At 40.8% G+C, this 20,033-nt stretch carries 17 protein-coding genes and 2 pseudogenes; 9 read left to right on the plus strand and 10 right to left on the minus strand.

Annotation, left to right across the window (positions count from 1 at the left end):
- Positions 1 to 215 precede the first annotated feature (215 nt).
- Together groL and groES are read right to left on the minus strand one after the other, a co-directional pair.
- Complete coding sequence (gene groL, locus DTOX_RS16345) at positions 216 to 1,856, minus strand: chaperonin GroEL (protein WP_015758792.1); 1,641 nt, start codon at positions 1,854 to 1,856, stop codon at positions 216 to 218.
- Between the two features lie 59 nt (positions 1,857 to 1,915).
- Positions 1,916 to 2,200: a co-chaperone GroES gene (groES, locus tag DTOX_RS16350; RefSeq protein WP_015758793.1), complete on the minus strand. Its 285-nt coding sequence runs from the start codon at positions 2,198 to 2,200 to the stop codon at positions 1,916 to 1,918.
- 388 nt (positions 2,201 to 2,588) lie between these two features.
- Here groES and fdhD point away from each other — a divergent pair, with 388 nt between their 5' ends.
- The gene (fdhD, locus tag DTOX_RS16355) at positions 2,589 to 3,371 is read left to right on the plus strand and encodes a formate dehydrogenase accessory sulfurtransferase FdhD (protein WP_015758794.1); all 783 of its coding nucleotides are present in this window, start codon (positions 2,589 to 2,591) and stop codon (positions 3,369 to 3,371) included.
- Between the two features lie 77 nt (positions 3,372 to 3,448).
- Here the strand turns inward: fdhD and DTOX_RS16360 are convergent, their stop codons facing one another.
- The gene (locus DTOX_RS16360; RefSeq protein ID WP_015758795.1) at positions 3,449 to 4,510 is read right to left on the minus strand and encodes a TDT family transporter; all 1,062 of its coding nucleotides are present in this window, start codon (positions 4,508 to 4,510) and stop codon (positions 3,449 to 3,451) included.
- Entirely contained in the window at positions 4,503 to 5,777 is a 1,275-nt protein-coding gene (locus DTOX_RS16365) for a molybdopterin-binding protein (protein ID WP_015758796.1), read from the minus strand. The genes DTOX_RS16360 and DTOX_RS16365 overlap by 8 nt, the downstream gene beginning before the upstream one ends.
- Positions 5,778 to 6,090: 313 nt before the next feature.
- Here DTOX_RS16365 and hemZ point away from each other — a divergent pair, with 313 nt between their 5' ends.
- The 3 genes from hemZ (at position 6,091) to DTOX_RS23165 (ending at position 11,316) form a co-directional block, all read left to right on the plus strand.
- The gene (hemZ, locus tag DTOX_RS16370; protein WP_015758797.1) at positions 6,091 to 7,620 is read left to right on the plus strand and encodes a coproporphyrinogen dehydrogenase HemZ; all 1,530 of its coding nucleotides are present in this window, start codon (positions 6,091 to 6,093) and stop codon (positions 7,618 to 7,620) included.
- 511 nt (positions 7,621 to 8,131) lie between these two features.
- Positions 8,132 to 10,975 carry an FAD-dependent oxidoreductase gene (locus tag DTOX_RS16375; protein WP_015758798.1) on the plus strand — a complete coding sequence of 948 codons (2,844 nt, stop codon included), beginning with the start codon at positions 8,132 to 8,134 and terminating at the stop codon, positions 10,973 to 10,975.
- A 167-nt stretch (positions 10,976 to 11,142) separates the two neighbouring features.
- Positions 11,143 to 11,316, plus strand: a complete 174-nt coding sequence (locus tag DTOX_RS23165) for a hypothetical protein (RefSeq protein WP_015758799.1) — start codon at positions 11,143 to 11,145, stop codon at positions 11,314 to 11,316.
- 36 nt (positions 11,317 to 11,352) lie between these two features.
- Here the strand turns inward: DTOX_RS23165 and DTOX_RS16380 are convergent, their stop codons facing one another.
- Together DTOX_RS16380 and DTOX_RS16390 are read right to left on the minus strand one after the other, a co-directional pair.
- Entirely contained in the window at positions 11,353 to 12,081 is a 729-nt protein-coding gene (locus DTOX_RS16380) for a hypothetical protein (RefSeq protein ID WP_015758800.1), read from the minus strand.
- A gap of 977 nt (positions 12,082 to 13,058) precedes the next feature.
- Complete coding sequence (locus DTOX_RS16390; protein WP_015758802.1) at positions 13,059 to 13,358, minus strand: AbrB/MazE/SpoVT family DNA-binding domain-containing protein; 300 nt, start codon at positions 13,356 to 13,358, stop codon at positions 13,059 to 13,061.
- Positions 13,359 to 13,555: 197 nt separating this feature from the next.
- Here DTOX_RS16390 and DTOX_RS16395 point away from each other — a divergent pair, with 197 nt between their 5' ends.
- Positions 13,556 to 14,020, plus strand: a complete 465-nt coding sequence (locus DTOX_RS16395; RefSeq protein WP_242652452.1) for a DUF6076 domain-containing protein — start codon at positions 13,556 to 13,558, stop codon at positions 14,018 to 14,020.
- Positions 14,021 to 14,128: 108 nt separating this feature from the next.
- Here DTOX_RS16395 and DTOX_RS16400 read toward each other — a convergent pair whose 3' ends face one another.
- Positions 14,129 to 15,451, minus strand: coding sequence for an RNA-guided endonuclease InsQ/TnpB family protein (locus DTOX_RS16400; protein ID WP_015758804.1), 1,323 nt, complete (start codon positions 15,449 to 15,451; stop codon positions 14,129 to 14,131).
- 58 nt (positions 15,452 to 15,509) lie between these two features.
- Positions 15,510 to 15,710: pseudogene (gene tnpA / locus DTOX_RS22430) on the minus strand (IS200/IS605 family transposase); the annotation flags it as partial.
- Between the two features lie 50 nt (positions 15,711 to 15,760).
- Between tnpA and DTOX_RS16410 the strand changes: the two are divergent.
- Both DTOX_RS16410 and DTOX_RS23170 read left to right on the plus strand, forming a co-directional pair.
- Positions 15,761 to 16,231: a response regulator transcription factor gene (locus DTOX_RS16410; protein ID WP_015758805.1), complete on the plus strand. Its 471-nt coding sequence runs from the start codon at positions 15,761 to 15,763 to the stop codon at positions 16,229 to 16,231.
- 29 nt (positions 16,232 to 16,260) lie between these two features.
- On the plus strand, positions 16,261 to 16,467 hold the full coding sequence (locus DTOX_RS23170; protein ID WP_157862991.1) for a hypothetical protein: 207 nt from the start codon (positions 16,261 to 16,263) through the stop codon (positions 16,465 to 16,467).
- Here the strand turns inward: DTOX_RS23170 and DTOX_RS16415 are convergent.
- Both DTOX_RS16415 and DTOX_RS16425 read right to left on the minus strand, forming a co-directional pair.
- On the minus strand, positions 16,421 to 16,975 hold the full coding sequence (locus tag DTOX_RS16415) for a hypothetical protein (protein WP_015758806.1): 555 nt from the start codon (positions 16,973 to 16,975) through the stop codon (positions 16,421 to 16,423). The two genes, DTOX_RS23170 and DTOX_RS16415, sit on opposite strands and share 47 nt — an antisense overlap.
- 915 nt (positions 16,976 to 17,890) lie before the next feature.
- Positions 17,891 to 18,136 (minus strand): hypothetical protein, encoded by a 246-nt coding sequence (locus DTOX_RS16425; RefSeq protein WP_042316034.1) that lies wholly within the window; start codon positions 18,134 to 18,136, stop codon positions 17,891 to 17,893.
- 246 nt (positions 18,137 to 18,382) lie between these two features.
- Here DTOX_RS16425 and DTOX_RS16430 point away from each other — a divergent pair, with 246 nt between their 5' ends.
- On the plus strand, positions 18,383 to 18,805 hold the full coding sequence (locus tag DTOX_RS16430) for an IS110 family transposase (RefSeq protein ID WP_042316038.1): 423 nt from the start codon (positions 18,383 to 18,385) through the stop codon (positions 18,803 to 18,805).
- A 205-nt stretch (positions 18,806 to 19,010) separates the two neighbouring features.
- Positions 19,011 to 19,928: pseudogene (locus tag DTOX_RS16435) on the plus strand (transposase); the annotation flags it as partial.
- Between the last annotated feature and the right edge of the window lie 105 nt (positions 19,929 to 20,033).

A 20,033-nucleotide genomic window follows, 5' to 3' on the forward strand; every position in this document is an offset into this window, starting at 1 on the left:
CCTGGAGAGCGTTGGGCTGGAGAGAATTGAGGAGGAAGACAAATAAAAGCGGAGGCGGGATGGGCCTTCGGTTTTATAGTTATATTATACCAAGCCGGTAAAAAAGAAACCTCTCAAAAGTTCAATGAACTAATGAAAGGCCTCTAATCTAACGTTACCTTTTGGGCAACATGGATATTATAAAGTCTTAATTCTACAGGGCTTCAAGGCACTTATTACATCATGCCGCCCATGCCACCCATACCGCCCATGCCGCCCATGCCGGCCATAGCATCCTTACCCTCTTCAGGTTTCTCAGCTATCAGGGTTTCAGTGGTCAGAATCATAGCAGCAATGCTGGCAGCGTTCTGCAGGGCAGAGCGGGTAACTTTAGCCGGGTCCACAATACCGGCATCGATCATATTGACATATTCACCTGTCAAGGCGTTGAAACCTACACCGTTTTCGGAAACCTTAACTTTTTCCACCACAACTGAGCCTTCAAGACCTGCATTGTTGGCAATCTGGCGCAAGGGATCTTCCAGAGCGCGGCGAACAATATCAATACCGGATTTCTCGTCTAAATTAGCTGCTTCCATATCTACAAGATCAGGAATAATGCTTACATAAGCAACACCGCCACCGGACACGATACCTTCTTCCACGGCAGCCCTGGTAGCATTAAGAGCATCCTCAATGCGCAGCTTCTTCTCTTTCATTTCAACTTCAGTGGCAGCACCAACTTGGATTACGGCTACGCCGCCGGCCAGCTTTGCCAAACGCTCCTGGAGCTTCTCGCGGTCAAAGTCGGAAGTGCTTTCTTCGATCTGTGCCTTGATTTGGTTAACACGCTGTTTGATTTCATCCACACTGCCGGAACCGCCGACAATGATGGTTTCTTCTTTCTTAACTCTGACTCTGGAAGCTCTGCCGAGCATATCAATAGTAGCTTTATCCAGCTTTAAGCCGAGTTCTTCAGTAATCACCTGAGCACCGGTTAGAATAGCTATATCCTGCATCATGGCTTTGCGGCGATCACCGAAACCAGGAGCTTTCACTGCTACACAAGTGAAGGTTCCGCGCAGTTTATTGAGAACCAGAGTAGCCAGAGCTTCGCCTTCCAAATCTTCTGCAATGATCAAAAGCGCTTTGCCGGACTGAACCACTTTTTCCAAAATGGGCAGAATTTCCTGAATGGAGGAAATCTTCTTGTCTGTCAACAGTATGTAGGGCTCCTCCAAATCTGCTTCCATTTTATCAGTATCGGTAATCATATACGGAGAAATATAGCCGCGGTCAAAATTCATACCTTCCACTACATCTAAAGTGGTACCGATACCCTTGGATTCCTCAACAGTGATAACACCGTCTTTTCCTACTTTTTCCATGGCGTCGGCAATTAAATTACCGATAGTTTCATCATTAGCAGAAATTGAAGCAACCTGGGCAATAGCACCTTTGCTTTCAATCGGCTTGGAGCTGTTTTTAATAGCATCTACTGCTTTTTCCACAGCCTTCTCAATACCACGCTTGATAATCATCGGGTTGGCACCGGCAGTAACGTTTCTTAAGCCTTCGCGAACCATAGCTTGAGCCAGTACCGTAGCGGTTGTGGTACCGTCACCTGCTACATCGTTGGTTTTGGTAGCAACTTCTTTTACCAGCTGAGCGCCCATGTTTTCGAATACATCCGGCAGTTCAATCTCTCTGGCAATGGTGACACCGTCGTTGGTAATTGTCGGCGCACCGAATTTTTTATCAAGAACCACATTCCGGCCTTTCGGGCCAAGGGTTACACGTACAGCTTCGGCTAATTGATTGACTCCTTTTTCCAATGCTTTGCGGGCATCTTCGTTGAAGATAATTTGTTTTGCCATTTTATTTTGTACCTCCCTTTAAATTCGATATGATTATTTATGATTTATCCCCGTTTCAATTACTCAATTACGCCAAGAATGTCCATTTCACGAAGGATTAAATATTCTACATCGTCAATTTTGATTTCATTGCCGGCGTACTTGGAGAATAAAATTTCATCACCGACTTTTAAGTCCATTGGCACACGCTGGCCTGTTTCTAAAAGACGTCCACTCCCAACAGCTACAACCTCACCTTTCTGAGGCTTCTCCTTAGCTGTATCCGGAAGAACGATACCACTCTTTGTTACCTCTTCCTTTGCTGCAGGTTTTACTACAACCCGATCTCCTAAAGGTCTGATCATTTAAAACCCTCCTTATTATATTTATTCAAGTTGTTAGCACTCACTCACTATGAGTGCTAGTATTTACCCAAGTAATATAATATAGAATTAGAAAACCAAAAGCAAATTTTTTATTAGGCAAATAATAGGCATTTAAACCTGTTTAGATAAAATATTATCTTATTGCTTATATTTTCTCGCTCTATATAATTATTACTTGTGTTTACAATTATTATGGCAATATCTAGACATATTTTTTCCGCAAGTTTAGGTTTTTATACAGGTAATACCAAATATTTTTTCATGTTTTTCCACACTTGCCGAAGTATTCATTTCAGGGTAAAATATCTGCAGGTTAAAACAGCCGCAAGGCAATTAATCACTAAGACAATTTCCGGGGGGGTATGTTATGAAAAAAATAACCCTTAAGCTGCCTGTCACTAAGATCAATAACGGTATTGCAATTACTGAAAAAGATGCAGTGGCGCGTGAAACACCGCTTACCATTTTTCTAAACAACGGAGAATTTGTAACTCTCGTATGCTCACCGCAATATCTTTGCGAATTAGCCGTAGGATTTTTGTGTTCCGAAGGAATTTTAAGAAACAGACAGGATTTGACCGACATTAAACTGGAAGAAAATAAAGGAATTATTCTGGTCGAAACTGCTCAACCTGTATTAGAAGAAGAAAGGTTCATGCGGCGGTATATAACTTCCTGCTGCGGCAAAAGCAGATCGTCTTTCTATTTTATTAATGACGCGGCTACCGAACCGGTACACGGAAGCACCTGTGTTTCCGTGCAGCAAATCAGAATCTTAACAGACAAATTGGAAAACAAGGCTCAAGTATTCCGCACTACCGGAGGAACACATGGAGCAGCACTTTGTTCGGCAACAGAAATGCTGTTCTTTTACGAGGACATTGGAAGACATAATGCGGTAGACAAGCTTTTCGGCAAAGCTTTTTTCGAGTTGATTAATCTGGATGACAAAATTTTAGTTCTAAGCGGCCGCATTTCTTCAGAAATATTAATCAAAACAGCCAAAATGGGTATCCCTGTCATCATATCCCGCGCAGCACCCACCGATCTGGCCGTAAAAATGGCCGGAGAACTGGGTATTACTGTAGTCGGCTTTGCCAGGGGCAACAGGATGAATGTTTATACTCATCCTGACCGGATTCACCGCTAAACCGGTCAGTCCCTCCCCGCAAGAAAGTCGCCTTAAGCGCGACTTTCGAGCAGCCACAGGCACGTTGCTCAATATTCTCATAGGAAAACCTCTGACTTTATAACCCCTTTTATTGTTTTAACTAATACAACAAACCACAGAGTAAGCAATAAATATAAGCAAAAATATCCATAGCTTAAAACCGCTGAAGAATTTAAAACAGTTGAAACTAAATAAGTTGCACCTGTATATGCACCAAGTGGGAAAGTAAAAGCCCACCACGATAAGCTAAAAGGCAGGTTTTTTTGACTTAAATAATAGGATGTTAGTACCAGTGCACACATTAACCACCAAAAACCGAAACCCCAAAGAAAGAGAGCGCCTATATTAAGAACGGACTGAACATATTCTCCTAAAGTAGAAACACTAGCAGTACCAAGGTTTATTAGTGAAATCGTACCCACTCCAATAGGTCCTAAATTAATCCAAACAGTAGGTGCCAGCTTGCCGGGCAAAAGTGGACAACAAATAAACCTGTAAATACATATTACTTCTAATATTAGAAAAAGGAAAAACCCGCCGCTCCATGAAATATAATTAAAAACCAGCATTGATTGCTGCCACGAGATTGGCCAAAAAGGAATTAGTTTAGTACCGGCAACAGGTATCACGATTAAACTAACCGGCGGCATAAACCATGCGGGATTTATATTTTCTATTTTCACATCCTGGTTGATAAAATTCTGCAGCGGAATAATAATAGAACCTGGCAGTGCTATTAATACTCCGGTTAACCAAAAAGTTTTTGCTAACTGAATTGCAATATCTGCATTCATATAATGTATGCCGACAATCATTAAATCTACCGCTATAACTAAACAAGCTATCGGCATGGTAGCATAGAATTGGCCTGTAACAGCATCCTTAAAATCCAATGATGCTTCCTTTTTATATAACATAAATCTGAGTACCCACGGAATTAAAATTATCAGAAAAAAGAGCATAGTAAAAACCCAACTTATTATAGCCAATCTTTTTAGGAAAATACACTGCTCGGCATAAAGATAACTGTCTACGGCAACTATTCCCGTACCCATAACACAGGCAAACCAGGACGGTGAAAACTTTTGAATTATATATGATTTGGCCAACTTAATCACCCCGTACATCCATAGCAATATCGTGACTGCCGATTACTACAGTGGTTTCCAGTACTTCATCAAGGGGCCTATGCAGTTCTACCTGCACAGTTTCAGCAGCGTTAAAACCCTCACTGGTTCTAGGCACACGGAGCATCCCGTCGGCCCGCACCATGGACATAATTACTCCCGCACCGCGCGAAATGGGCGTGGCAATAATCTTTTCTCCCACCCGCCCCAGCTTAACCTGCACAAACTCCTCCAGGCCCAGAGGGGATACAAGTTTCCGGGAAACAATGGCTTCGGTTTTGGCTACCGGCGGGGGCAGCAGGCCCTGCTTTCTATAGATAATCGGTTTCAAAAATAAATCCATGCAGAGTATGGCAGATACAGGATAACCGGGCACTCCGATAACCGGTTTTCCCTTAATAACCCCGAGAATAGTTGGCTTACCAGGCTTTATGGCTACACCGTGCGTAACCATGACACCCAGTTCACTAATCAGACTGCTGGTAAAGTCCTCCCTGCCTGCAGACGATCCGGCATTAATAAGTAGAATATCCGCTTCTTCCACAGCGGACAGCATGGTTTTTTTCAATAAATCATAATCGTCCACCGTAATCTCACGCCTGATAGGAATACCGCCCCACTGACGCACCATGGCAGCCAAAACCCCGGTATTATACTCAATGATATCCCCCGGCTTTAACTCGCTGCCCGGCTGCACGAGTTCCGTGCCGGTTGGCATCAAGGCCACCTTAGGCCTGGCATGAACAGCTATTTCAGTTATACCTCCCGCCAGCACGCCACCTATATCGGCAGGCTTAATCTTATGGTTGCCCGGCAGAATCATTTCCGCAGCCACTATATCTTCACCCATCAGGCGCACATGCTGCCAGGGTGAAGCCTCAGCCATAATCTCTATAGTCTCATTATCCGGATAATTAACATCTTCTATCATAATAACCGCATCAAAATCTGGGGGTATTGGGTCACCTGTGTCCACCACAACAAAGTCCTGATCAACTTTCAGCTGCCTCGGAGAGGTTTCGGAAGCGCCGGTTGTTTTAGCCGCTAATACCGCTACCCCGTCCATGGCCGAAGCATTATAATGAGGAGAGGAAATTCTGGCATAGATCGGCCCGGCAGTAATTCTGTCCAGCGCCTCCTCAACAGGGATTGTTTCAGGCGTCCCTGCAGTTAAAGCACCCTCTTCCGACAAAAAGCGCATAAAGTTTTCTAAAGCCTCTTCCAGTGGTTGATTGTTCAAATATACATCCCTTTTCAAAAAGACACCAACTCCTTGTTTTATCTCAAACCAAATTTATTAGCTTATTCAACTTAATTAAATAAAACCTTAACTTAGCTTATCTTCTAAAATATATATTTGACATGTTCAGCCGAAAAAGTCTATACTCTGCTGGAATTCAATTTATTAATTCGCATTACTATCTTTTTCGATAGCTGGCTGACTTATCCTGCCCGTTCTTATATTAACGAAAAAATATTTGCGGCGCACGGCAGCTATAAAACAACCGCCATGCTGTTTTTCTCAAGCTGCGTGTTATAATTAATTCAAATTACTTGGGAGAAGATATCATATGACCAATGTTTTCTTAACAGCTCACGATAAAGATTTTTTACCCGGTATGCAGGACGTGCTTCGCCTATTTTTTCAAGACCAGTCGATCCATACTGCTTCAACTGCCGTACCCGCCGAGGAGGATTTGCAGATCCGGGCAAATGCAACAAAACAAAATAACCGTCTCACCGCCGTAGTCTCTCTGAAAAAAGACCGGCAAACCATTACCCATTATGAAACAGCTGAAGACAACCCCGTTGACAGCCAAAATGAAAGCAAGCGCCTGGTCAGGCTGGCTCTCTTCCGCTTATTAGAAAAAACAACAGGTGAGACTCCCAGTCCATGGGGCATACTTACAGGTATTCGACCTACCAAAGTCTTGCAAAGGCTCTTTGATACAGGCTATGAACGGCGGGAAATTATAAATAAATTGGTAGCTGAATATGCTGTGTTCCCGAATAAAGCCGAACTGATCACGTCCATAGCTTCCGTGCAGCGCAAGTTCTTGCCTGCCAATACACAAGCGGAAAAAACCGTCAGCATATACATAGGCATCCCGTTTTGCCCTACCCGTTGTCTTTATTGTTCTTTTACAGCCTACCCGGTTAAAAAATTTAAAGCCTGGGTAGAACCTTATTTAAACGCCCTGATAAAAGAGATTAAGGAAACAGGCAGGGCACTTAAAGAAAACGGTCTATCCGTGCAAACCATATATTTTGGCGGCGGCACCCCGACCAGCATCAATCCCGAGCAGCTGGCCTCACTTTTAAATAATGCAAATAGCTGCCTGCGCGGACCGCAAACCATCGAAGTGACCATGGAAGGTGGCAGACCGGATACTTTAACAGAGGAAGTTCTTCATATCTGCTCGGCTGCCGGTGTTGACAGACTTAGTATTAACCCTCAAACGATGCTCGATCAAACACTCAAGCTAATCGGGCGCAATCACAGTGTTGAAGATATTTACCGGGCCATGCAATCAGCCAGAGCAGCCGGGTTTCCGGTTATCAACATGGATATAATTGTAGGCCTGCCGGGCGAAAATGAAACCTCTGTAATGCAAACAATCGAGCTGCTAAAACCGCTCAAACCGGAAAACCTGACTGTTCACGCGCTGGCATTAAAAAACGCCTCGCTTCTTAAACAGGAAATTGCTCAGCATAATATGCCGGCAGCAAAAGAAGTCCTAAAGATGTGGGAAATAGCTCAAAAGGGCTGCGGCGATATGGGCATGCTTCCCTATTACCTGTACAGGCAAAAAAGAATCACCGGAAACCTGGAGAATATCGGCTACGCCCTGCCGGGAAAGGAATGCATCTATAATATTCAAATGATCGAAGAAAGACAAACAATTATCGGACTGGGCACAGGAGGCAGTTCCAAACTGGTACAGGCCGACAAACAACATCTTAATCGCTACAACCCCAAAGATCCTCTGTTATATATAGAAAGAATAGACGAGCTGATCAGCCGGAAGTTAAAAGAAATTACAGATCAGGGGTCTTTGCTAAATAAAAATACTGATTATAAAACAAACCGGTCAATCTAAAAATTTCTATCAGGCTCATATATCATGAAGGATTTTTATATCCCCCGTCAAATATGTATAACAAGGGAAAACCTTGTTTTAGGCAACAATATTAACCATAATATTGAATTTGACTTTTATATAAGATGTTGCAACCCTCTGCAATAGTTTGCCCAATCAATTCTCTCGCTTTAACTTCAATCAATCCACAATTCTATCACATCCCTATCTGACAACGGCGTCAGGTAGAAATCCCAATACGATTTGTGTTGATAAGGAAATGATTATATTGCAACACCCTAAATGTTGAAAAATACATTTAGGTTATTTTCATGCATGCCTATAATAAGATATTTTATTAAATCTAATAAATTAGTCATATTTAATTCTTCAATTGCATGAAATATAAAACATAGTAACGCAAAAGGCCATATACACCAGTATATTTTAATCTTAAATTATCTGACTATAATCGCACCAGCACTTCTCAACTACTGAACGGCCTAGCTTTGCTTTACCAAGGGGTGTTTGAATGAAATCAGTAATGGTAGTAGGTGCGGGTCTGGCAGGGACAAAAATTGCTATAGACCTGGCAGAAGTAGGATTCGAGGTATACCTGGTAGAGAAATCAGCTTCTACCGGAGGAACTATGCAAAAGCTCGACAAAATGTTTCCTACTCACGATTGCTCACTATGTACTTTAGCACCGGATACAATGGATTTCGGCTGCAAATTATCTTCTGTTAACAGTCACCCAAACATAAAAACCATCGTTAATGCCGAAATTCTTGACTTTGCCGGAATTCCTAATAATTTTGAAGTTACCATAAGAGGAACACTGCATACACCGGAAGAGCGGCCGGTTTCCTGCGATAAGGATTTTAATTTATCTGTTATCAAGATAAATATAGATTTTGTAATATTAAGCACGGGCTTTAAAACTACCGATCCATCAGAACAAAGCTATTACGGCTATGGTAAATACCCCAATGTGATCACGTCTCTGGAGTTTGAGGCACTGCTAAAAGAAGCTCGAATTTTTCATACAAAAATCTTTAGACCGGGCGACCGGAAGAAGGTAGAGAAAATTGCCTGGCTGCAATGCGTGGGTTCCAGAAACGAAAGAATAGGAAGACCTTATTGTTCCTCTATTTGCTGTATGGTTGCAGTAAAAGAAGCGATAATGGCCAGGGAGATTTCCTCTGATACCAAGACTAACATTTTCCTGATGGACATAAGATCACATGGTAAAGGCTATCATGATTATCAACAAAAGGCGGAAAAGGATTTCCAGGTTGGCTTTATTTATTCCAGAATTTATGGCGTTTCTAAAGACCCCACCGGGAACTTAGTAATTCGTTATGCTACAGAAAACGGCAATATAATCACTGAAGATTTCGATCTGGTCGTATTATCTACCGGCATCGAACAACCGGAAGATATAAAAGATTTAGCCGAAAAATTTGGTATTATGCTGGATGAATATAATTTTGCTTTAACTCAGGCTTTCTCAGGAGTATGCAGCAGCAGGCCTGGTATTTTTATTGCCGGAGCCTTTGCCGGTCCCATGGACATACAGGAAAGTCTTACCCTGGCATCAGCCTGCGTGGCGGAAATTATCTCAAGCAGCGGTATTAATGAAAAACGTATCGGAAAAAAACCTTTCAATAATCATACCTCCAGGCAATTAGCTATCTCTGAAGAGCCAAACATCGGGGTATTCTTGTGCAGTTGCAACAGCCGCCTGGACAATATTCTTGACTTCCCTAAGCTAACAGGGGAATTGAAGAATAATCAAGTCCACATATTTTCAGATTTATGTTCCTTATCAGGCAAAGAAGCCGCGCAAAAGATTATACTTCAGAAAAGGCTAAACAGAATCGTAATAGCCGCCTGCAGCAGTAAAATTAATTCTTCTATAATGAAAAAGTTAGTTGCCGAATGCGGCCTGTCCGAAAATATGCTGCAGATAGTAAATATACGGGAACAATGCGCCTGGGTACATATGGATAAACCGAAAAAAGCAACCTATAAAGCTCTCGAACAAATAAGAATGGCGGTTATTAAATTATCTTTGTCAACAGACTTTACCCAGCACACTTCACAAATAACACAAGAGGCTCTCATCGTTGGCGGCGGACTGGCCGGGCTAACCTCTGCTCTTTACCTGGCTAAACTCGGATGCAAAGTTCACCTGGTAGAAAAAACTGCCGCTCTGGGTGGATTAGCGGCACAAACTATGCTTAGCAGCGATACAAATGATGAGAATATTTCCAAACATCTAAATCTACTGATTAATGAAACAACCGGTCGCTCTGAGGTAAATATATATCTAAATACAGAGGTAAAAAGCTGTACCGGTTACGTCGGTAATTTCATATCCAGACTGTCTGACAGCACAGTGCTGAACCACGCAGTTACTATAATTGCTGCCGGGGGGCAAGAAGCGGGTCATAACAATGACGGTTCGGCAAAAGAATATTTATACGGCAAAAGCAAGCTTGTCTATACACAAATGGAGTTGGAAGCATTAATTTCGCTTAATGATCCGCTTTTAAACAAAGCAAGAAATATTGTGATGATTCAGTGCGTAGGTTCTCGCGAAAAAAGCTATAGGCATTACTGCAGCAGAATCTGCTGTACACAATCAATAAAACAGGCACTGCGGTTAAAAGAAAGAGATCCTCATAAAAATATCTTCATATTATATAGAGATATTACGACCTACGGAAGCCTGGAAAAGTATTATACAGAAGCGAGAAGCAAAGGAATTATCTTTATCAGGTATAATATTAACAACAAGCCGACTGCGGAAGAAATCTCGATTCCGAATAAAAAGTTTATTAAGATACTGGTGGATGACCATATATTGGGCAATACAATTGAATTGGAAACCGATATACTTTGCCTGGCCACCGGAATCGAAGCTTCACCGGACAATCCCAAAATTGCCTCTGTATTTAATGTTTCTCTGGATGATAATAATTTTTTCAAAGAAAGACATATAAAATTAAAACCGGTTGATTTAAATAACGACGGTATATTTGCCTGCGGACTGTCTCACGCTCCCAAATCCGCAGAGGAGACTATTACTCAGGCCAAAGCGGCGGTTGGAAGAGCCTGCACCATTCTATGCAAGGGGATTTTACAAGCACACAAAACGGTGGCTGTCAATACCGGTGACTGCGCCGCGTGTTTAACCTGCCTGCGCACCTGTCCTTACAGCGTACCCAAAATCGTTGAGCACAAAGTATTCATCAATCCGGTTCAATGCAGGGGCTGCGGCATATGTACTTCTGAGTGCCCTCTAAACGCTCTTGAATTGCAAAATTTATCCAATGAGATCATGGATGCCATGATTGAAAGTTTGTTTTAGGCAACCGACAATAGCCCGTCGATAAAATATAATTAACTGCTAAAGGCGACTGAAAAACCCTTAATACATTGGTTAACTGTCGCCTTACTTATTGTTTTGAAAAGAAATACTGTTGTGCCGGGACAGTAAAACTGTTCAGCCCGGTAGTTTCCGGATAGGTTTTCAGGATGAGGCCTTCTGCAGGCACATCACAAGATGAATTGATTATGCTTGTACATACGCCAATTCACCATGAGGGGCGTATCCGTGAGGGTGCGGGTTCAAGTCCCTCCTCCGACACCAGAAAAATGAAACCGAATGTTGATAAAATGTTCGGTTTTTTTATTTCTCCCGGTCAGTAGATAATGTTATACGATGCAACTTACAGAAGCTGCCTTTTATCTACTTATTTCAACTCCAAAAAAATTCTTACTGTCTAATCTAACTTTATTGCTCTTATCATCAGTTAGTACAATTTCTTGAACGACACCACGTCCGGATACATTTTGAAGCTCTCTTCCACCAACAACATCATATCTATCTAGACTTAATGAGAAGGATTTAGTCTCATTACCTTCTAACTGGAAAATTGCTCGCTTCCCATCAAAAGTGTAAAAACTAATCTCTTCAATTCTTTTTTCTCTATCAAAAGGATTATTAATACATAAATAAAAAGTCTTTTTTTCGTTACTATAGTTAGTTAGTTTAAATTTAGCTGTAAATTCAACTAACTTATTATCTTCGGATCTGTAATTTATACTGCTATCACTGGAGTTGTATCCTATTGACAATAGTCCTGCCGAATTACTTTTAACATGTTTCACAGTCACTCCCGTAATTGAAGAAAAAACTATCATTAATACTACAGAAATAAAAAATACGCTTCTTCCCCTAATATTAAAACGTTTTATAGCATATTTTTCTACTAGAAACAAACTTAGAATAAAAAGTACTCCAAAATATATTACTGTTAGATGTATACCGCTATAATCACCCGTCCATGATTTTAATCCTATAAATTCTAACATATAATCACCTAAAGCATGGGTATATTTAGTTGTAAGCATCATATAAAAGGTCACTGACATAAAGAATATTAAAAGTCCGCCTTTTACCTTATCATTCACAATAACTCCACCTTCTTTGTCACATTTATCATCTAATGTTCATTATAATCTTGCTCCTTGTGCTGCTGCAATAAATTATATTTTACTTACATCAAAAACATATAACCGAAAAAGTAAACCTTTCTCCCCAAAATAAAAGGCTCACCAGACTAAGGGGCTGTTGACAAACTATGTTTTTATATAAAAAAGGTGGTTGAGAACCCAAGAAAATCAAGGATTTTCAGGCACCTTTTTCGTGAAAGATTGATCTTATGTCATTTGTCAACAGCCCCCAACCGGTTCATTTTCAATTACTCTTTTTATCGGCACCCCCTTTTTCCTGGGCAATAAAAAACCTTGCTAAAATTGTCCTTTAGCAAGGCTACATCCTCTCTCATTAGCAAAATTACTTCCATATATTTACACAAATATACTTGACGAGCGTTTTTTATATGTGTTAATATAAATGGGAATACTAATAACTAACAAAACGGCTCTGGTTGCCTCGTCTACCGAGGTTTTCATTTAGTCCCTTGAAACTGTTCCAGCAGTTTCAAGGGCTTTCAATTACTTACCTGCTATTAGTTAATTGAACAACGAGGGATAGTAGGATTAACACCGCTATAACGATCTGTATTGTATCGCTTATAGAGATCATCCGCCCCACCCCCTTTCAGGATTTGTTTCATCCCCGGCAGGTGAGGCTCCGTTTTGCTTAGTTATGTATTCCCGCATTTTATTCTACCACATTTTTCTGCTCACCTTACTTATTCCTTAAAATATCGTGGTGACCAATAGCATGAAGAATTAACGTATCGCTGTTGCGTTCAAAGATGATCCTAATATCCATGTTCACATAAGCTTCCCAAAAAGGAACACCTTTAATACGGTGTATTTGTAGATATGGATGTTTAGGATTATTATTTAACAATCGTAAAGATTTTCTTGCCTGTTTCTGTTCGGATTGTGTTAAATTCCGGAAGTCGATTTCAAATGGTTTAGTTAGTATTATTGTCGGCATCATCTTCACCAAGCTCTCTAAGTAAATCATCCATGTTGTTAAACGTCTTAATCTGTCCGTTTTGTAAAGCATCGGCGCTGCGCTTCATTTTTTCCTGCCATCTACTGGACCAGAAATATTCCTGGTTTTTGTCATGCCATGAAACAGGACGTATAAATATACCTCCATCCCGTTCTTCTAATAATACATAATCTCCTTCCTGAATATTTAATACTTTTGCAATTTGCGCCAGACTGATCAACATACGTTTTTGAACTTGTTGAATTAATTCAGGCATTATTATCCCTCTTTCTTTTCTATGCTGTAATTACAGTTTAGCTGAATAATATACTACCGTCAAGAAGGCACTGTCAATAAGTCAAAACTACTCCGATATTTACATTTTTCTACATCTAACTCCCCTTTTTCTTCAAATCATACTCCAACAATGGAACCTTGTTTATCTTTTCGTTAAGCAATGCAACATCAGGAACGTTGTATTTCACCCATTCAATTGCCTCTTCAGCGGATGCGAAAACATCAAACACAAAACCGTCCAAGATGCTGTTTTTTGAGTTTACCGAGATGCTGAAAAACGGGCAGTATGTGAAGCGATGCAAGCTCTGTGGGCGGTATTTCGTGCTGGCCGATAAGCGCAAACGGGATTTCTGCGACAGACCATACAAGGGGAAGCGGACTTGCAAACAGGTAGGGGCAAAGCTGTTCTTCGAAAAAGGGATCGAGGTCGACACATTTCTACAGCGATATCTCACGGAGTACAATAAGGTTTACTCCCGCCGGTACCGGGCGGCGGGAAAGTACGCCGAGGAGCACAGCGGCAAGGATTTAACCGAGGAACAATTCAAGGCTTGGTCTGCCGCCGCCCGTCAGGCCCGGCGGGATTATGCGGAGGGCAATATTTCCGGCGATGAAATGCTGGCGAAAGTGCGATTGGATTGAAGACGAAAGGAGATAAGTGATGAAACAATTGACATTCTCCCCATGGCTAAAGCAAGGGGATTCCGAGGTCGAACCCCGAGGGCAGTACAATCACCTCTAAGCAGTCGCTTACGCCGCTGCCTTACTTTTCTTTTTCTGGACTACCAGTGGTTTCTTACGGGGTGTATTTAGAACCTGCACCCGGTAGGGATTTAAGAATATATCCTTATCCAGGACGGAAAAATCCCCATCCGACCGGTACTTGCGGATGATATTCGCTGCACCGTTGATGTCGGCATGAATAACACAACCGTTTTTTGTTCGATACAACCCCCGCTTAATCCGTCTACCGCTGAAGGTATATTCATTTTTGTTCGCGGAATCGTACTCCGGCAAAAAATCCTTATCAAGGAAGCTGGCTTTACTGGTGTAGCTCTCCTCTACCTCAATATAGGTGATACCGTACTTATCACAGAGATTTTTCAGAATACGCCGGAACTTCCAGAGGGGGATTTGCACAAAGTTCTGGTTGTTAACATGGCCAATGTTGACTCCCTGCTTTTGTTCCTTATTTACACCTACTACCACGGTGCCAATCTCCAAGGAGATACTGAATTCCACAATATGTTTGGCAGCTTTCCGCAAGTAGTCGGTGATAAAATTTTCCCGGGATACGGCAAGGGCAGCCAGCTTGTGGGTTTCACTCTTAATGTTGTGCAGATCTTTAATAGACTGCAGCCTGGCTCTTTCTTTGTTATACCACTGGTTGGCGGCCTTGAGTTGCTTGCCGTCAATTAATAAGACATGCCCAGTGGTGGATGCACAGGCAGCCAGGTTATCTACACCCAGATCTATACCCAGGATGCGATTGCTATCCAGGGAAGGCAGCACTACTGGCTTGTCACGGTAGATATACTCCACTTCAAAGAAGTGGGCCTTATGAGCCGGATTGATGCGTACCTCCCGAATACTGGTTTTATCTAATCGCTCGGGAAACGGAAACCGGATGTCCTTGGCCTCCGGGTGGTCTTTTTTGAATACGTTTGATAACGGCAGCTGCAGGTACCCGGCATTTATGGTTATTGCGTTGGTTGACAGTACCAGTTGAAAGTAGCCGTCTTTTTTCAGGTAGCGTGGGATACGGACTTTCTCTGCCGGGTACTGGCCTTTAGCTGCTAACCTTTTCAATCCGAGAAAGCTTTTGAAACTTTGGGTAGCTACCCGGATGATCTGCTGGGAAACACCGGCCTGCAGCATCTTAAAGTTTTCGTTGGTTTTGCACAGGGCACAGTTTTTGGCGTAGCTTAGAAGCTTGCCGGTGACAAAGTAGTGCTGCCGTATGTTGTACAATGCCACATTGTACAGGTTTTTGGCATACCGGCAGAGGTTTTGCAGTAGAGCATATTGCTCTTTAGTTAGATGTTTAATACGGTTCTTTTGGGTTGCAAACATTTGGTTTCACCTCCCCTCTATGTAGAGATTTAGTGTCTTATACTTTCTTTTGGTTCTCAATGTACTGTTTAATAATTTCTAACTCCAGGATTTCTGATTGATGTTCGCTGCAAATCTGATATATCAACTCCTTTAGTCGAACATCTACACCTTGGGTTAGCACTTCACGACGATATTTAGGACACCATACTACATGATATTTGCATGAGTACACTACATTGTTGTTGGATTTATATTCCATGATATTATTATACAACATAAAGTTATATAACTAAATAGCAAGATTGCATAATTATCGGGCTTCGCCCGATGGCCCTTATATCCCCATGGCTAAAGCCAGGGGCTTTACGGGCCGTCCCGGTAATCATTGTCGAAGATGATCACAATCTGAACCAAGGTTTGTGCCTTGCTTTAAAAGATCAGGACCTTCAGATTGTTCCGTGTTTTGATTTAAAATCCGCCCGTGAACAGCTTGCTGATAGCGCGGCGGATTTGGTTTTGCTCGATATCAATCTTCCCGATGGCAACGGGTTGGAGTTGCTTCACAAAATTAAAACCGGGAGTGAACCTATTCCGGTGATTCTTTTAACTGCCAATGATACCGAGATGGACGTGGTCATGGGTTTGGAGCACGGTGCGGACGATTATATCACAAAGCCTTTTAGCCTGACGATCCTGCGCGCGCGAGTAAAGGCCCAGCTGCGCCGTGACTTGGCCCGTGTGTCCAAACCGTCTGTCATTGACGAGAAATATCTGGCCTGTCTTCGTGAGCAGGTGTAGACAGCCTTCCAAGAGAGGGTAACGTCACTTTGGGTAAATTCCGCACGCTCGTCGAGGAAGTATCCCAAAAATATGCGGGTATCGAATTTGTTTATGGCAAAGAAAAGCGGAAATCGGCGGAACAGCGCGAACTGGAGAAACTTCAGGAATGGCTTATCCGATGGGAAGGTTATGAAAAACAGCTGGTCATCATGGGAAAAGGCCGCAACAGTTATTCGCGGACAGACCAGGTTTAACCGTCAAATATTTATCCAAAGCTAATCCCAGTCTAGACCATCCAAGCTCTTTAACTTGCTTTAAAGGCCAACCTGCCTCACGCAAATCCTTAACTAACTCTATTAAGGCGGCCTTATCTTCAGAGTTAACAATTCCTTTGGTAATCAATATTCGCTTAGCCGACGGGATATAGTTTTGTTGAAGACGAAAAGATAATTCACCCAATTTAGAACCAACTTGTGATGGTGTTCCACTAGTAAGTCCAACCATTAGCTCAGCAGTTTGAGACCATTGTTTTGCCTCAAGAATCTGTCCGTAAACAATTGTTTTGAAAGCAGGATCCTCCCAGTTAATTTTTGGATCACTTATTATTCCTACCAGTGCGTTTAATCCACCTATAGTTAAATTTGAGAATGATGTTAGCCTATCAAGTGCAATATCCTCCCTATTCTTAATTTGAAGACATAACCAAATACCAGATACCATGGTAATTATAAGTAGCATCAATGATATAATTTTTGTTCTCATTTTGTTATGCCTTTCTGAATCTATTTCTTCTTATTAGCCCCCATAAATCCTGAAGTATGTTATATATGCCTATACAATTACCCACATAGCTTGCTGCTTTCATCAAAATTCCGATTAATATTATGTTCATAAAAAAGAATACGATGGTCTTAAGTATGCTATCCATAATACGCTCCTTTACTTCAAACTATTTTTACAGGAAAATATCCTTTTTAAGGTTACTGTGCAAATATTCTATAGACTGAGCCTAAGAGAGTGTTTCAAAAATCATAATTTTAAAAATTAACCACTATATATAGTTAAAATTAGAAGTATAAATAGTAGATATGGAAATCAAGAGATAAAAAATCTATTTTTGAAACGGTCTCTAGAGGCAGACTCTAATCCTAGTCTTGCTTAGAATAGATGATATAAATTATATTTTTGTTTCTATGTATTGAAAATAGAGTCACCTAATACTAAAGTAATTTATTATGGCGGTAAAAAATATATATTGGTATAATCAAAGGGCAGAAAAACATCCATGCTAAAGTAGCAGGTATCGACAATTTAGTAATTTTTCGATCTGTCCATATAAACCATGCTGCAAATATTCCTATTCCAAAATACATTATTAAAGAAATCATTTCAGTTAAATTGCTAATGAAATTGATTACATTCATAAAATAAAATTACTCCTTAAAAGGTTTTTATGCTCATTTATTATCTAATGTTCATTATAACCTTGCTTTTCCGCTGTTGCAATAAATTAACATGATTTGCAACAAAAATATTTTACCGAAAGAGTAAACCTTTTCACCAAAAATAAACAACAAGGCCGCCAGCCAAAGGACCAGTTGACAAACTATGCTTCTATACAAAAAAGGGGATTGAGAACCCAGCGAGCCTTTTGTTTTCTCCCCATATAAACTGGTTTCAAACCGCTTCCCTGTAATAATTCTCCGATAAATTCATAAATGGCGTATTCCATACAATATCTACATCCAGCTTCGGCCTATTGTACTCACCGATTTCATCTGTTTCCCTTATGACTATATTATCAATCAGCAAGCTAATATTCGTATTTGTAAGGGCTTTCTTATGAATAATTTCTTTCAGTACATCTATACTTTTAATAATATTTTCCTTCTCATATTCGTTCGACTCCTCAAGCTTCTCCAATTCGGAAAGCTATTCTTCAAATTTGGCCAGTTCCCTATTTGCATCGCCTGATAGCTCCAGGAACAATTTCTCATTGATAAAGCCCTGGGCCAACTGCTTTGAGTATCCCTTAATTTCTTCTTCCTCTTTATGTTACCTTTGGCATAGCATTCCCGTAATGGTTGTAAATGAAGTTGAATAAATAAAAAATTCCTGGTATAAAAGAAGGTGCCAACCAAATCTCAAATACCAGGAGGTAAAACCGATATGAAAAAACTTGTGATAGACCCTAAATACCTTGTAGTAGGCATCGACATTACCAAATCAATACATTGGGTGCAGTGCATAGATCCATTTGGTAATAAGTTGGGTAAACCTTTTGCCTTTCAGAATAACAGAGAAGGTTTCAAAAATCTAGTACTAAGGATTAATGAGTGTTCAAAAAATCATGGTTTTGAGAAAGTGGTATTCGGTATGGAACCTACAGACCACTACGGAAAGGCACTTGTTGAATATCTGGTAGACCTGGAACATACTTTTGTTCTTGTTAATCCTATGCACGTCAAAAAAAGCAAGGAGTTTAACGATAACAGTCCCAGTAAAAATGACCGCAAAGATGCATATACAATTGGAATGCTAACCGAAGTTTCGATTTTCCAGCTCAAAAATAGCAAAAAAATAAAATTCTGATCTCGTATTTACTGGGCTCAAAGGTTCAAAAATGGCCAAAAATGCAAAAGTAGTGACCCAAATAAATTTCCATGGAATCTAATTCCATTTACTAGATATCATTACTTTGATAGACTTTATATGGGAAAAATATGTGCATTTCATGGAGATATTCTACTAAATATAACCATAATTCAAAAGGACTGGTTTAGCAGAGTATCTACAAAGCATTCCCGGAGTGGGAGAAATCACAGGAGCAATGTTTCTAGCAGAAATCGGTGATCCAACAAATTATCATAACTGGTGTGAAATTCAAAAACTGGCCGGCCTAAATATTCGGGAAAATGATTCTGGAAAACACCATGGAAAGAGAACAATTACCAAGAGGGGCCGTGCTTCATTGAGAAGTTTGGCATACCAACCGGCACTAATGGCAGTTATCCACAACCAGGAATTGAAAGACATTTATACACAGCCTATTGAACATCCTAACCGTCCTTTGTGTAAAAAGCAAGCTTTAGTAGCAATTAGTGTTAGAGTGTTGAGAATTATGTTCGTATTGGCAAAAACAGGGGTAATAAAGAAAGAAGGTATCTCTAGTATGGTTAGAAAAGCAATCTATATAACTATAGCCTTGATAATTGCCAGCACAATGTTATTTTACTTAAGTCAATTTAGATTTAATATGATTTGGGGCAAACCGGTTGGAATCGTTGAGGATCTAAAAAGCATGGTCGTTAAGTACGACCCTAATGTATCTTCAACTTTCAAGAAACCTTATAACAAGCTTAAAAACGAACTACTCTACGCAAGGTTAACTAATACCGTAGAAGGTCAAACCGAACACACAATAATAATTATCCGGAACAAGGACTGTTTAATAAATATTGTGCGGGAATTCGATAAGCTAAAATCAACTGTTCCTCAAGAATATAATCCTGCAGAATATAAACTAAGTGACTTTAAATTCTATAATCTAACCATATGGCGGGAAGGCAAATCGGTTACATATGTTTTTGGTCAAAACGATTCTGATTATTATGAGGGAAGTACCGCATGGAGAACTAAGAATGGCAATATGGTTTTAAGAAAAATGCCAGAGAAGTTAATCCGATTGATTATGGAGCCTTCTACTAAAAAATAGAGAAGTTGATAGCAGATATTATTGCAGGTTAGGTGTAGCGGTTCGTGCTTCCTGGCGGTAAGCTAATATCCGTCACTGGCATTTAGCAATGGTCTTGGAATTACT

The organism is Desulfofarcimen acetoxidans DSM 771 (genome assembly GCF_000024205.1).
Classification (GTDB): Bacteria; Bacillota; Desulfotomaculia; order Desulfotomaculales; family Desulfofarciminaceae; genus Desulfofarcimen; species Desulfofarcimen acetoxidans.

Excerpts from the sequence above, each read along its gene's own strand:
- groL (WP_015758792.1), bottom strand. The coding sequence starts at position 1,856 with ATGGCAAAACAAATTATCTTCAACGAAGATGCCCGCAAAGCATTGGAA.
- groES (WP_015758793.1), bottom strand. The coding sequence starts at position 2,200 with ATGATCAGACCTTTAGGAGATCGGGTTGTAGTAAAACCTGCAGCAAAG.
- fdhD (WP_015758794.1), top strand. The coding sequence starts at position 2,589 with ATGAAAAAAATAACCCTTAAGCTGCCTGTCACTAAGATCAATAACGGT.
- hemZ (WP_015758797.1), top strand. The coding sequence starts at position 6,091 with ATGACCAATGTTTTCTTAACAGCTCACGATAAAGATTTTTTACCCGGT.
- DTOX_RS16375 (WP_015758798.1), top strand. The coding sequence starts at position 8,132 with ATGAAATCAGTAATGGTAGTAGGTGCGGGTCTGGCAGGGACAAAAATT.
- DTOX_RS23165 (WP_015758799.1), top strand. The coding sequence starts at position 11,143 with ATGAGGCCTTCTGCAGGCACATCACAAGATGAATTGATTATGCTTGTA.
- DTOX_RS16390 (WP_015758802.1), bottom strand. The coding sequence starts at position 13,358 with ATGCCTGAATTAATTCAACAAGTTCAAAAACGTATGTTGATCAGTCTG.
- DTOX_RS16400 (WP_015758804.1), bottom strand. The coding sequence starts at position 15,451 with ATGTTTGCAACCCAAAAGAACCGTATTAAACATCTAACTAAAGAGCAA.
- DTOX_RS16410 (WP_015758805.1), top strand. The coding sequence starts at position 15,761 with ATGGCCCTTATATCCCCATGGCTAAAGCCAGGGGCTTTACGGGCCGTC.
- DTOX_RS16415 (WP_015758806.1), bottom strand. The coding sequence starts at position 16,975 with ATGAGAACAAAAATTATATCATTGATGCTACTTATAATTACCATGGTA.
- DTOX_RS16430 (WP_042316038.1), top strand. The coding sequence starts at position 18,383 with ATGAAAAAACTTGTGATAGACCCTAAATACCTTGTAGTAGGCATCGAC.